The following is a 13,725-nucleotide window of genomic DNA, read 5'->3' on the forward strand; positions in this document are numbered from 1 at the left end:
AGATATATATTACACGGGAGAACTATTTAAGCAATTTAATGTTGATATAAATTAGTTCTTGTTTTGCAACAACTCATGGTAGAATTAACTATTAACTTTAACTTAGTACCCCATTTAACTTAGCTGTAATCGCGTACCAGTAATAAATAATAAGTAATTTTACCTATGAACTCAGTTCATAATTAATTAAAACAAAGAGTAAATTAGCCTAATTGAATACAAAATGATAACGTAAGCATACTTTTTTAAAGGGGGTGCCCAGTAACTTGCATTTATTCTATTGTATTTGTGAAATGTGAGACCTGGACATAATATGTTTGAGACAGAAATAGAGAAATTATTGGAACAACTGACTTTAGATGAAAAGATTTCTATGATTCATGGAAACGGATTATTCAGAACAGGAGCGGTAGAACGCTTGGGAATACCATCACTGAAATTATCAGATGGGCCCATGGGTGTGCGCTTTGAATTTGAAGATGATTGTTGGAGGGTAATTGGACATTCCGATGATTTTGTATCATATCTTCCCTGTAATAGTGCTTTGGCTGCCACATGGAACAGAGATTTGGCATACAAGCTGGGAGTAGTGCTTGGAGAGGAAGCTAGAGGCCGGGGAAAGGATGTTATATTGGCACCGGGCATAAATATTATGAGAAGTCCTGCCTGCGGGAGAAACTTTGAGTATATGAGCGAAGACCCATACTTAACAGCGAAAACAGCAGTTCCGTTAATTAAAGGTATTCAAAAATCAGATGTAGCTGCATGTGTAAAGCATTTTGCCGTAAACAATCAAGAAACCGAACGTCTTTGGGTAGAGGTTTTAGTGGATGACCGCACATTAAATGAAATCTATTTTCCGGCGTTTAAAGCTGCTGTTTGCGAAGCTGACAGCTATTCACTGATGGGGGCTTATAACCTCCTAAGAGGTGAACATTGCTGCCAAAGCAAATATCTGCTTAACACAATTTTAAAAGAAGAATGGAAATATGATGGCTGTGTTATATCAGATTGGGGAGCCGTTCATAATACAAAAGCGGCTGCAGAAAGTGGTTTGGATATAGAAATGTCAGTTGCATATAATTTTGACGAATACTATATGGCAGAACCGCTGAAGGAGGCTATTTTAAAAGGTGAGATAGAGGAAAAACTGATTGATGAGAAAGTAAGAAGAATACTTCGCATGATGCATAAACTCAAAATGTTTGGAACTTCAAGGTGTAAGGGAGCATTTAACACACCCGAGCATAGAAGGGATATACTTGATGTAGCAAGAGAGTCGGTTGTTTTATTAAAGAATGAGGATAACAGGCTTCCATTGCAGGAAAGTAAACTTAAAAAATTACTGGTAATTGGTGACAATGCAGAAAGAATACATTCAAATGGTGGAGGAAGTTCTGAAATTAAAGCATTGTATGAAATTTCTCCCCTATTGGGATTAAAAATGAAGCTTGGAGGCAATACAGAAGTAATTTATGCAAGAGGATATTATGTAGAACCTAAAAAGGATGAAAATGATATTAACTGGCAGGAAACTAGTTTAGAAGATGTTGTACAGGCTAGAAGGACAGAAACAATTGATGACCAAATAAAAGCCAAGAGACGACAGCATCTAGAGGAAGCAGTAGCTTTAGCAAAAGTTACAGATGAGGTAATTATTGTTGGTGGTCTTAATCACGATTATGACTCAGAAGGTCTTGACCGCAAGGATATGAAGCTTCCATATGAGCAGGATACATTGATTAAAGAAGTATTAAAGGTAAATCCTAATACTGTGGTAGTTATGATGGCAGGTTCACCAGTTGAAATGGGTGAATGGATTCAAGCTGCAAAAGCAGTGGTATGGTGCTGGTATGGAGGAATGGAAGGCGGAACTGCATTGGCAGAGGTCTTGCTTGGTGAAGTTAATCCAAGCGGCAAGCTTCCAATGACATTCCCTAAAAAATTAAGTGACTGTTCAGCTTATTCACTGGGTGAATTTCCTGGAGGAAAGACCGTTTCATATAGTGAAGGCATATATGTTGGGTATCGTTATTATGATACCTACAAAATAGAGCCGGAATTTTGTTTTGGTCATGGGCTGTCCTATACCACTTTTGATTATAGTAATTTATGCTTGGAAGTTGAAGAAACAGAGGATGTAAAAATAAGTGTTAACTTTGAAGTGACCAATAATGGCAGCCGCGGAGGTCAGGAGACTGCACAGTTATATGTAGCCTGCACAAATTCTGCCATAAACCGCCCTGCACAGGAACTAAAGCAATATATAAAAATTGCATTAGAACCAGGGCAAAAAGAAAAAGTTACGCTTGTGCTGGATAAAACAGCATTTGGCTATTATAATACCGATAAAAAGCAATTTCAGACCGAAGCAGGAATTTATGAAATTCGAGTGGGAAGTTCATCTAGAGACATTCGTTTGAAGGGTGAAATAGAATTGAAGCAGCAATATTGTTATTAGAGGTTGCAAAGGTTAATTTTAAAGCACTTAATGGGTATATGTTGATTAAAATAAATCACTCAAACTTAGAACATTAAAATCTATTGGTGTGGTAGAATTATCAATGGTTTTTTAACGAAATAATTATTAAAATCAGTAATGATTTATCGAAGTAAATTCGACGGTGCACACATTCACCATCCATGGTTCGTAGTGTGCTAAAACCGACATGGTATTGGTTTTCTGGCAAAATAAGCTTCGCTTAATCAAATATTTAACGCAATTATTTCAAACCAAACATTTCATTGATAATTCTACCCCACCAATAAAATGGAACCTATAAAGCAGACAAAAGTCTATTTATAGGTTCTATTTTCTGGAGTTATTGTGAATTAGATAAGTGTTGACAACCTTCTCAGGCTACCAGTATGATGAAACAGGCTTATACTACCTCAACGCCAGAATGTATGACCCTAAGACAGCAAGATTCTTGCAGGAAGATACATACTTGGGTGATAGAAGTGACACGCTTAGTTTGAATTTGTATACCTATTGTGCAAATAACCCAATGATATATTATGACCCTTCGGGACACTTTTTGAGGAAATTTGGGGCGGATTAAAGAGTGGTGCAAATTGGCTAGGTGAAAAAATTTCTGATGGTGTAAGCTATGTAACTGAAAAGGCTTCAGAAGCTTGGGATGCCACTAAAGAATGGACAAACGATAATGTCATTAAACCGGCTGTAAATATAGCTAAAGATATTTCAAATGCTTATAGTGCATATAAAAGCATGTCATCAGAAGAAAGAAAATAATACGAACTGTTAGAAACAAAGCTTTAAGTTCAATAAATGTAAAGGCAGCAGCTTTAGACGATTTTATGTTATCTTGGGAACAATCAAATCAAAAACTTGAAGCATACCAGAAATATAATAACAGCATTGGGCTTCATGTTGAAAACCCAATAAAAACTAATGTTGGAATGGCTGTATACCAGTCTTTATCAGGTACTGTAATAGGTACATACAATTGGATAACAAATCCTATAGAAATATACGATACTTTAAGAACTTTCGCTATGATGGGTAGTCCAAGTATGACACCGCAAAGGATTATCTCCAAAAGACTTAGGAATCTTCCAGAACTACTATAATGGATGGAGGGAAATTAAATGAGACTAGATATTAATTTACTAAATAGTAGCTATAGTTCTACAGAAAAATCAATTCCTGTTGTAATAAAACTATCATCAGATGAAGAAGTAGAGATAGCTGAGAAGATTGATTTAAGGGAGATACTCCTTCTACAAGGGGAGGATGCTAAGGTCGGAACATATACTTCATGCCGATTAGGCTTACCCAGAGATACCTTTATAGTATCTAAGCAAAAACCGCATTACATTGTCTATGACGTATATGAAGATTGTAGTGACATAGATATTGAACCAGGGGAGTATGATATTTCTATAAAACTCAAGGCTTTTGTGAAAGTAGATGAGGATAAATTTGAGACAATTGAGTTAAGCGGAAAGAAAGCTATTACAATTGAATAGAAATGTTCCACTATACGCTACAACAAATTACCGCTGTTGAGATAACAAAGCTAAATATTTTAATTAATACTTCTGACATTATAAGTAAATAAAACTGAATAAACTCTGCCAACCTTCAAAATAGGGCGGCGGGATAAACCACCTTTAGAATCAAGTCCTATTAAAGAGAGAATAGAGTACATATATACTACTACTCCCTTAGTAGGACTTTCTTTTTTGATAGTAAATGATAGAGATCAAGCCCCGCCGCCGATTTCGATTGTAGGTGGAGAGGATTAACAGTTTAAATCAACATTAGCTTATTTAAAAAATTGACTTTTATGACTTTTGTATAAAAAGTTGTGATATAATGCAAACAAGTCATGGTGAGAAAGAGGAAACTTCTACTTTAGAAATGTATGGAATTGAGGTGTCAGGAGTATGAGTAATCTGGAATATCAATGCTGTTTTTGAAAGCATAGAATCTAATCAAATTGATATTACAGTACTTATTGTAGTATCTAATTGGGATAAAGAGCAAGATTTACAGCAGGAACAACAGTTATTTTGTCATATGGGATGCTTGCGTAAAAAATTAGCAGATAATGTTCCACTATATATTGCAGATATTATTGATTAGGTTATGAAATGGTCACGAAAAATTGATGTTATTGGTATCTATAAATATCAAATTAATTGATGGAAATATCATCAAATTTGCTTGTAAGAGCATTGAAGTTTCTGAAGACTAGTCTTTAAAGTATACAAGCATAATATTATATAATTGTTGTACAGTTTCAACTGATATGACATCTTTCTTATACGTTGAGTTTTAATTTGTAATTTGTATATCTATTGTCACAATGAGCCGATAATGGATATGGGGGTGATTTTATTCCCGTATAATAGTATTTTATTTTGAGAGGTATAGTTTTGGATTATTTTAAATTTAAGTAAAAAGTATCATACGCATTACGTCATGCCCCATGGGAATATGAGTTAGAATTAGATGATGAAGGCTGGGTTGATATTGGGCAATTGCTTTCTTCCTTACATAAGTGCATGGAGTGGAAAGAGTTAAGTGAACAGGATTTACATGTAATGATAGAAAAATCTGATAAAAAACGCCATGAGATATTGGACAGCAAAATTAGGGCGCTATATGGACACTCATTTCCTCAAAAAATCTTAAAAGACCCTAAAGCACAACCTGAAATATTATACCATGGTACTGCAGACGTTTTATACATGCAATAAAAGAAATGGATTATTACCTTGGAGCCGACAGTATATACATCTATCTGTTAACACTAAAACAGCATTACAGGTAGGCAAAAGACGTGATGATGAACCCACGTTACTAAAAGTACGGGCTCTTAAAGCATGGACTGAAGGTGTAAAGTTCTATCTTGGCAATGATAAAGTTTGGCTAGCCGATGCTATACCAAGTAAATATATTAGTTTTTGAGTGATTAGTAGGTTACACTGTTTCGGATTATGTGGACTGTACTAAGGTCATATGTCCATCTTGATACTGAACTGTACATAGTATTGGAACATGGAAATAGGAGGAATATAAAATAGTTTTATAGAACAAGATGATGACAGAATTGAATTAGTTACAATTGATGTTACTAATGTTACAAGTTCCGTTTTTGGATACTGATTCTGCAGTAAAACACGTTATAAACGATTTTGAAAAATTATAACAAGCTTCAAAAGTCTTCTGATGATAATTAATTATTAAACACTATAGTATTTTAAAGATAATAAGATATCAAAACTAAGTATTATTAATAATATAACCTTTGGTATTGTATGATAACTGACTGACAATTAAATCAACCTAGCCCACATTGATAAAAGATGGTGGGAAAGTCCTATTAATAAGAAATGAAGTACATATGTACTGCATCTCCTATTAGTGGGACTTTCTTTTTATTGAATTCAATCCCGACAAATTTTAAATTCTATTTCTATATTTACAATTAATTGACATAAATTAGTATGTATTATAAGATAATTATGGTATTATTAAGAATATATGTAATAATTTAATTATTTATTACGTATTATGTTACTGTTTTACATATATAAAATACGACGGAGGGACTTTATGGGTCAAAGGCATTTCATATCAGTTTTAGGTGCAAGTTTTTACTCGGAATTTAAGTATATATATCAGGATAAGACGAGTAAAACAATATATCAATATTGCCAGCATGCTATTTTAGATTGTTTAAAGGATTTAGGAGTAGAAATGGATAAGATTACAATTTTTTCAACTAAAAAAGCATGTGAAAAAAATTGGAATTCATACACCTATACAGAAGATGACTTAAAGGAAATTGAAAATAAAAAAATTATTCGTCCTGAAACATATACAAAAGCAGAGTATAAAATAATAAAAACAGGACTAGATGAGGTGTTAAAAAATAAGTATTCTGTAAATGGAAAATTGAATTATGTAATAGAAGAGATTCCAGAAGGGAAAAATACAGAACAATTATGGAAAATATTTAACATAATTTTAGAAAAAATTGATTGCGGAGATGAACTGTATGTAGACATTACTAATGGCTTGAGAAGTATTCCTTTACAGATGATGGCAGTTTTACAATTTGCAAAAAATCTTAAAAATGTAACGGTAGGAGGAATATTTTATGGTGCTTATGAAATGGGTAAACAATGCAATTCTCTAATTGATGATGAAAGTTATAAAAAAATGCCAATATTTGATTTATTGCCATTTAATACAATATTAGATTGGTCTTCTGCCACTCAGGCACTGTTACAGAATGGAAGCAGCAATTTATTAAACTCTTTGTGCGAAAATGGAGAGAAAATTGGAGGAAAAAATTTAAAAGAATGTATTTCTGGTCTAGTATCACTTACGAATACTTTGGAAACTTCAAGAGGCAAAGTTTTTACATCACAAAATAAGAGTGATGAATTTAAGTGTTCCATTAAATATGCTTATGATAAGTTTAAGAAATATTATAAACTTTGTAGTAGCAACTCGGAGTCAGGAGAAATGTCTCCTTTGCTTCAACTTTTAAATGCGATTGATAATGATACGAAGTTTTTTGATATTAATAATGTAAAAGATTTAGCAAATGAACAAGAGCAGTATGGGAATCTGAATCAGGGTAAGAAGCTGGAACGGGTTTTTAGAGAATACTATAACCAAAATGCTAATCTTGCAGTAGGATTAGCTGCTGTAAAATGGGCAATTAATAAACAACTGCCACAGCAAGGTTTTACTGCTTTAGAAGAGACGGTTAAAACATTAATATGTGTTACATATGGTTTAAATGAAATGTTAGATTTTGATAGACAAGCCATTGCGGCAAATATTTTAAAGAAGTTATGTGCAAATAAGAATAGCAAAGATAAAAATGATAGCAAAAAATTAACACTTATTTGGATAATGGAGTTGGTTAAAGATAAAAAAGTTTCAAAAAATGATTCTAATATAGAAGCAATAGAGATATCAGAAAATGATTTAAAAAACTTGCTGAACTATGCATTAGGAAACGGCAATAATTATAGTAACGATATAGACAGTATAATTAAAAAAGTTATTCTTAATAGAAAAATAAAGTGTGAATTATTATTGGGAGTACTTCGACAGCAGTTAGAAAAAGAAGAATGTACACTCGAAGTATATATAAAAATATCAAATGTACGTGATGCAAATCTAATTAATTTTGAACAACCAGTATTTAAAAAGGCACGAGAATTAATTCTTGATAGAATAAAAATTGCCTATGATATCTATGATACTCTATCAGAAGACCTTGTTGAATTTTCAAAAGATGATACTGAACAGGATAATGCTAATAAAGAAATTGCCCTTTCTAAAATACGTAATAGTATAAATCATTTTGGATTTCTTTCACAACTCCCAAATTGGTTTAAGAAAAAGGAACAAAAGCCAGAAGCATATTATGAGCCACTGCCATATTCTTACGAAGAAATTAATGATCAACTTGAATGTAAATACAATAAGCTAATTGAATTAGTTATTAAAGGTATAAAAAAACAGAAAGATGAAAGCAGGTGAACCTATGATTGAATATTTAGTTGTAAGTGAAGTATCTCAAAAACAGAATTACATATTTAAATCCAATAAATTGAAAGAAAATATAGGAGCTTCAATTAATATTAGAAAAATTACAGAAAGTTTACCAGATGATATTCAAAAAGAATTGAAATGCAGTATGGAGAAGATATTTGCAGGAGGAGGCAAGAATATATACTGTTTTTCTAAATTGGAAGAGGCAAAAAACTTTGTTTATAAGTATAGCTTTGAGATATTAGAAAATTATCATGGCGTTGAAATTTTTATGGCAGTACAAGAATACGATAAAGAAAAAGAATTTATATTTGATGCGATACAACGGTTATATCAAAAGTTGGAGGAAAAAAAGCGCGCTCGTAAAGCAAGCTATCGACTATATGGGTTAGGAATTAATGAAATATGTACTTCATCATTAATGCCAGCAAATGATTCTATAAATGATGATGGAAAAAAAAGATTAATTTCTAATGAAACATATGAAAAATTAAATGCAGTTAATTATATAGATAAAGAATTAAAGGCAGTTGATGGTACAGAAATCACAGATTTTAAAGAACTAATGCCAGATAATTTCTCAGATTACAGATTTCCAAGAGAATTCAATAAACTTGGTGGGAAGAAGGATGAGAAGCGTTATATTGCAGTAGTAGTTGTCGATGGAAATGGTATGGGTAAAAAGTTGGAGAAGTTCCAGAGAATTTTTAATGATACAGAAGATACTCCATCAGAACAATTTAATGAAAAGTATAAAAAGGAGTACTTAGATTTTAGTAATAAAATTGATTCTTTATACAAAGATGCATTAAAATCAACAATACAATTATTAGGAGAGTCAATTCCAAAATTAATGAAAAGGGATGATTATAAAATAGAAGACAAAGTTATGCCTTTTCGACCGCTAATACAGGCTGGAGATGATGTGTGTTATGTAATGGATGCGCGAATAGCCATTGATTTTACATATCAATTATTATCTTATATTAATGAACATCAAATTCAATTTAATGCATGTGGTGTGAGAAGTACAATGAAAATGAGTGCTTGTGCAGGTATAGCAATAGTAAAAGAAGGATATCCATTTTTTAAGGCACACCAACTGGCAGAGAGTTTATGTAATAATGCAAAAGCTAATATTAATGGTTCAGATATTTGTTGTTTAGATTTTCATATAGCTCAAGGAGAAATATCTGGTGATATTCAAAATATACGTCAAAAAAATTATAAAACGAAATCTTGTTATTTAACAAATAAACCATTTGAAATATCTGATTTTTCTTCTAACAAATTAATTCAATTATATGATTTTATATCAAAATTGAAAAATTCAGATATAGGCAGGCGAAATATATTAGATTTACGCACTGAATTAAGAAAAGGAAGGGAAGCAACAGAAGAATTTTTAAGAAACCGTCAATTGAGAAAAACATTAAAATTGGAAGAGTGCTACGAAGAAAACAGATGTATTGCATTGGATGCTATTGAAGCTCTAGACTTCTTCTGGAAGCTTGGCGAAGAAAATGGAGGTGGATTATGATTGAATATAATTTAAAAATGAAATTGCTGTCTGATACCATGTTTGGAAACGGAGAAGCACTTCCAGGAGTTTTCGACAATGATATTATAACTGATCAGTATGGAATCCCATATTTGAAGGCAAAAACTTTTAAAGGACATGTTAGAGAGAAAATGCATATGGTAGTCAATCTGCTGCCTGAGATTACAAAAGAAGATGGCAAAACTATAATTGATGAACTACTAGGAAGCGATTCACAGGAAAAACAAAAGCATGGAGGCATATTAAAATTCTCTGATTTTAAAGTAAGTAAAAGAGTACAATCTATTCTTCAGAAAAGTGTAGAAGATAATAAACTATTTTCAGAGGAAATAACGGATGCTTTCACAACTAGTTATACCTTTACAGAGCTTAACGATGGAGTAGCAAAAGAGCATTCACTTCGTAGATGCAGAATGATTACCGCTGGATTTATATTTTATTCAACTTTATATTGTGACAGAAATTTATCTGATTTAGAGCAAAAAGTGCTTACATATTCTATTGGTATGATTCAGCATATAGGTGCTTATAAATCAAAAGGAAAAGGGCTGGTAAACTTGGAAATTAGCCTTGGAGATAAAAATTTGACAGAACAATATATTCATACAGCATAAGGAGGAGACAAATGAAATACATGGAATTGACCATACAGACACAACAGCCAGTTAAGCTGGGATTTGGTGGGGGTCAAACAGATGTGGAAAAGGCATTAAATTATATACCTGGGTCTACTATTCGTGGTATGTTTATACAAAAATACATAAAGAAAAACGGATTAAGTGAATTGAGAGAAGATGATTACTGGCTTTTAAAAGATGTTTATTTTGGTGACGGAATGATTGCAGGCTATTGGGAAGGAAAGGCATATCAATCCATTCCAGTTCCCATGATATATTTTGCCAAGAAAGATGATTTAAGAAAAAACGGACTGAATGGTTTAAGCGTAAAAACAATAATGGGAGATAAAAGTGAATTATCAGAAGAAGAAAAAAATGTTGGTACTGGACAGTTTTGTTTTATAAAAAGAACAAGTAAAAAGTGTAATATATGTCCCGTTAATATGGTTGATAATCTGCATATTAACATTGGTGATGATGGTGAAGATAGTCAGTTGTTTCGTTATGAAGCTATAGACAGAGATCAAACTTTTATTTGCATGATAGGATACTCAGAAGAACATGAAGATGAAATAAAGGATGTTATAAAGGAAAATGATATTATCTATATCGGAGGTTCAAAGAGCAGTGGGTATGGAAGATGTTTAATATTAGACTGCATAAAAATAGAAGAAGATAGCGTTTTAAAAAGAGAAAAGCGAGTAGAACCAAGTACAGACAAATTGGAAAAACAGTACTTTACAATTTATGCATTGTCAAATCTATTACTAAAAAATGAAGATGGAAGTGTTGCTTCCTATATTCCAGAAAGCTTGTTAGAAACAGCATTAGGATTAGAAAATATAAAGTTTGAGAAAGCATTTACACATATAACAATTACTAATGGATTCAATTTTAAATGGAACGGCAGACTAGTTCAGCAATCAGCTGTAGCAGCAGGGAGTGTTTTTGTATATTCTTTTGAAGGGAATTGGGATAAAGAAAGAGCTAAGGAGATTGAAAAGCGTGGTATCGGTGAAAGAAAGCAGGAAGGTTTCGGGAAGATTATCTTCAACATGGATATGCAATGCAGTGAAATGAAAGTTTACGAAAACAAGGACGAGGAAAAGTATGTTGAAGAAAAGTATGTTAATGAAGATAAAATATTATTAGATAATGAAGATAAGGAAACAATACAAAGATTAGTAAATAATATCTATCAAAAAAGAGTTCGTGATGCCTTTAGAAATGTGGGTTATAGTTTAAAAAGTCTAGAGAGTAATGTACATAATATAAGTTTAAGTTTAAGTAATTCTCAGATATCAGAATTATATTATTTTTTGATGAATTTAAATGATAACACAGAGGATAAAAATAAACTGGAACTAAAAAATTTTGTTCAGAATATTGAGAAAAGAAATAATAGTATTACAAAAAAAGTATATAGTAATAGTTATATTAATGGTACAAATTTATTTAATTATTTAAAAGATATGGCAGAAGACAAAACTAAGTTTACATCATCTATTTCGGGATTAAATAATAATAGAGTAGAATTGTGCGGAATATATTCAAAGGAAATAACAAATTTTGAAAAGAAGAAATTGTATTTGAAAAATATTTTGTACTTCTATATGAGAGAAAGGGGGGAATAGTATGGAGTTTCGGTATTTTAGAGCATTAAGGATAGGCATGAAAACCGAGGGAATATTGCAGATAGGAACAGATAAAGATGCATTATTAGAAATAGCCACAGATATAAATGAAAATCCTGTGATTCCAGGAAGTAGTATTGCAGGTGCAATAAAAGCTTATTTTAAAAGAAACACTGAGGCAGAAAATTTATTAAGCTATTTGGGAAATAACGAACAGAAAAGCAAAGTGTATTTTTATGATGCACAAGTAGAAGAATATAAGTTTGAGAGAAGAGATGGTATCTGTCAGGACAGAGTGTATGGAGGAGCTGAGGATAAGAAAAAGTATACAGGAACTTATATTTCAGAAGGTGCAACATTTAATTTGATTATAGAGTCATTTTGCCAATCTAGTACTGAAGATTCAGAAGTTAAAGAACTGTTCGAGTTAATTGTAAAGGGAATTAGACATAAACATATTACCTTTGGAGGTAAGAAAACAAATGGTGCTGGAATATGTAAAATACAAACTGATAGTAATGGAAGAGAATGTATAGATGTGATTGAATGGGACCTTTCTAATGAAAAGGATATGATAAATTATTTAAAGGGACCAAATAAAAGGAAACAGTTTTTCGAACGCTGTGATATAAAAGAATGTGACTCAAATGCACCTGATGGGTTCATTGATTTTAAATTGACAGCAAATATAAATAATGCACTTTTAGTAAAAGGAATGATTATATCTGAAAAGATAAATGAAACTGATAAAGATGCGGTAAATATTACATATAATATGAAGTCAAAGGATCAATATATTATACCTGCATCTACAATGAAAGGAGCATTAAGAGCATTTTCTGAAAAACTTATAAATTTATTTGAATTAGATGAACAATGTGAAATAAATATTTTTGGAGATCGTTCAGCGCTTACAAAAGAAGAAAAAGAAAAAAATTGTGGTCAAGTTTTGTCTACAGATACAAAAGATGAAAAAGAAAAGAAACGTGGTCGGGTTTTTTCTACAGATGTTAAGATAACTAGTGAGAACAATGCAAAGGATTCTTATTATAATAGAATAAAAATAGACAGATGGCTTGGTGGAACTATGAATGGCAGTAAGTTCACCGAAAAGCCTATATGTGGTGAAAATGTAGAAATAAAATTTAAGTACTTATTATTAGGAGAAGGAGAAGAGAAAACAGATAGATTAGCAATTTCATTGATTTATTTGTTTTTACGTGAACTTGGAACTGGGAATATTGCAATTGGAAGTGAAGTGAGTGTAGGATATGGACGATTTACAGGTGAGAAAATAGAAATATACGGAATAATGGATTCAGAAAAAAGGCTTCACAATATTGTAATGGAATTTAGTAAGACAGGTAATAAAGTTAAAATTTCGTTGAAACCAGAAGATAGAGCATTGCTAACTGAATATCTAAAAGTCTTACAAGAACAGGAGGAAATATGCAATTAGATAAATATCTTTTAGAAGGAAATTTTTTAAATATAGAAATGGCGAATGAATTTTATACTGAGATAAAAAATGAAAGCAAACTTAAATATGTTTGGTATCAACAGTTGGATAAAATGGATATAGGAGAAGTTGAGAATCAGAAAATAGATTTTTCACAGCTCTTAGAGGCAAGAATTTTTAATGAAGATGAAGAACTGCATATTTATCAGTATGAAGATAGATTAAGAGTGTTCGTAAAAAGAAAAGAGGAACAGGATAAAGATAAGTATATCGAAGAAACGCAAATATTGAGAAGTAAATATGGAAAAGAAATTAAGCTTCGTCACTACATAGGACAAGATGATGACGGACAAGCATTTATTAAAATGACTTGTTTGTGTGGATATACCAGATAGAGAGGAGAT

Annotated in this window: 11 protein-coding genes and 1 pseudogene; all 12 read left to right on the forward strand. The window is 31.8% G+C overall.

Translation table 11 applies throughout. The features are described from left to right. Window positions 1-313: 313 nt before the first annotated feature. The 12 genes and pseudogenes from EHE19_RS08650 (at window position 314) to EHE19_RS08700 (ending at window position 13,716) form a co-directional block, all read left to right on the forward strand. Window positions 314-2,461 carry a beta-glucosidase gene (locus EHE19_RS08650; RefSeq protein ID WP_137696320.1) on the forward strand — a complete coding sequence of 716 codons (2,148 nt, stop codon included), beginning with the start codon at window positions 314-316 and terminating at the stop codon, window positions 2,459-2,461. Window positions 2,462-2,840: 379 nt separating this feature from the next. Beyond that, entirely contained in the window at window positions 2,841-3,062 is a 222-nt protein-coding gene (locus EHE19_RS08655; protein ID WP_137696319.1) for an RHS repeat-associated core domain-containing protein, read from the forward strand. Window positions 3,063-3,321: 259 nt separating this feature from the next. After that, window positions 3,322-3,594 carry a hypothetical protein gene (locus EHE19_RS08660; RefSeq protein WP_137696318.1) on the forward strand — a complete coding sequence of 91 codons (273 nt, stop codon included), beginning with the start codon at window positions 3,322-3,324 and terminating at the stop codon, window positions 3,592-3,594. An 18-nt stretch (window positions 3,595-3,612) separates the two neighbouring features. Then, entirely contained in the window at window positions 3,613-3,993 is a 381-nt protein-coding gene (locus EHE19_RS08665; protein WP_137696317.1) for a hypothetical protein, read from the forward strand. A 951-nt stretch (window positions 3,994-4,944) separates the two neighbouring features. Next, window positions 4,945-5,229: pseudogene (locus EHE19_RS20050) on the forward strand (RNA 2'-phosphotransferase); the annotation flags it as partial. Next, on the forward strand, window positions 5,198-5,440 hold the full coding sequence (locus EHE19_RS20055) for an RNA 2'-phosphotransferase (RefSeq protein WP_342343343.1): 243 nt from the start codon (window positions 5,198-5,200) through the stop codon (window positions 5,438-5,440). The pseudogene EHE19_RS20050 and the gene EHE19_RS20055, both read left to right, overlap by 32 nt. A gap of 648 nt (window positions 5,441-6,088) precedes the next feature. Continuing rightward, window positions 6,089-8,038: a TIGR02221 family CRISPR-associated protein gene (gene csx2, locus EHE19_RS08675; RefSeq protein ID WP_171003496.1), complete on the forward strand. Its 1,950-nt coding sequence runs from the start codon at window positions 6,089-6,091 to the stop codon at window positions 8,036-8,038. A gap of 4 nt (window positions 8,039-8,042) precedes the next feature. Then, entirely contained in the window at window positions 8,043-9,590 is a 1,548-nt protein-coding gene (locus EHE19_RS08680) for a Cas10/Cmr2 second palm domain-containing protein (RefSeq protein ID WP_137696315.1), read from the forward strand. Next, window positions 9,587-10,225: an RAMP superfamily CRISPR-associated protein gene (locus EHE19_RS08685; protein WP_137696314.1), complete on the forward strand. Its 639-nt coding sequence runs from the start codon at window positions 9,587-9,589 to the stop codon at window positions 10,223-10,225. Before EHE19_RS08680 ends, EHE19_RS08685 begins: the two co-directional genes overlap by 4 nt. Before the next feature lie 11 nt (window positions 10,226-10,236). Next, the gene (locus EHE19_RS08690) at window positions 10,237-11,862 is read left to right on the forward strand and encodes an RAMP superfamily CRISPR-associated protein (protein ID WP_137696313.1); all 1,626 of its coding nucleotides are present in this window, start codon (window positions 10,237-10,239) and stop codon (window positions 11,860-11,862) included. 1 nt (window position 11,863) lies between these two features. After that, the gene (locus EHE19_RS08695; protein WP_137696312.1) at window positions 11,864-13,321 is read left to right on the forward strand and encodes an RAMP superfamily CRISPR-associated protein; all 1,458 of its coding nucleotides are present in this window, start codon (window positions 11,864-11,866) and stop codon (window positions 13,319-13,321) included. Continuing rightward, window positions 13,312-13,716, forward strand: coding sequence for a hypothetical protein (locus EHE19_RS08700; RefSeq protein WP_137696311.1), 405 nt, complete (start codon window positions 13,312-13,314; stop codon window positions 13,714-13,716). Before EHE19_RS08695 ends, EHE19_RS08700 begins: the two co-directional genes overlap by 10 nt. Window positions 13,717-13,725 lie beyond the last annotated feature (9 nt).

This window comes from Ruminiclostridium herbifermentans, from assembly GCF_005473905.2.
Classification (GTDB): Bacteria; Bacillota; Clostridia; order Acetivibrionales; family DSM-1351; genus Ruminiclostridium; species Ruminiclostridium herbifermentans.

Coding starts and splice junctions, on each gene's coding strand:
- EHE19_RS08700 (WP_137696311.1), top strand. CDS start 13,312: ATGCAATTAGATAAATATCTTTTAGAAGGAAATTTTTTAAATATAGAA.
- EHE19_RS08650 (WP_137696320.1), top strand. CDS start 314: ATGTTTGAGACAGAAATAGAGAAATTATTGGAACAACTGACTTTAGAT.
- EHE19_RS08695 (WP_137696312.1), top strand. CDS start 11,864: ATGGAGTTTCGGTATTTTAGAGCATTAAGGATAGGCATGAAAACCGAG.
- csx2 (WP_171003496.1), top strand. CDS start 6,089: ATGGGTCAAAGGCATTTCATATCAGTTTTAGGTGCAAGTTTTTACTCG.
- EHE19_RS08665 (WP_137696317.1), top strand. CDS start 3,613: ATGAGACTAGATATTAATTTACTAAATAGTAGCTATAGTTCTACAGAA.
- EHE19_RS20055 (WP_342343343.1), top strand. CDS start 5,198: ATGGTACTGCAGACGTTTTATACATGCAATAAAAGAAATGGATTATTA.
- EHE19_RS08660 (WP_137696318.1), top strand. CDS start 3,322: ATGTTATCTTGGGAACAATCAAATCAAAAACTTGAAGCATACCAGAAA.
- EHE19_RS08680 (WP_137696315.1), top strand. CDS start 8,043: ATGATTGAATATTTAGTTGTAAGTGAAGTATCTCAAAAACAGAATTAC.
- EHE19_RS08685 (WP_137696314.1), top strand. CDS start 9,587: ATGATTGAATATAATTTAAAAATGAAATTGCTGTCTGATACCATGTTT.
- EHE19_RS08690 (WP_137696313.1), top strand. CDS start 10,237: ATGAAATACATGGAATTGACCATACAGACACAACAGCCAGTTAAGCTG.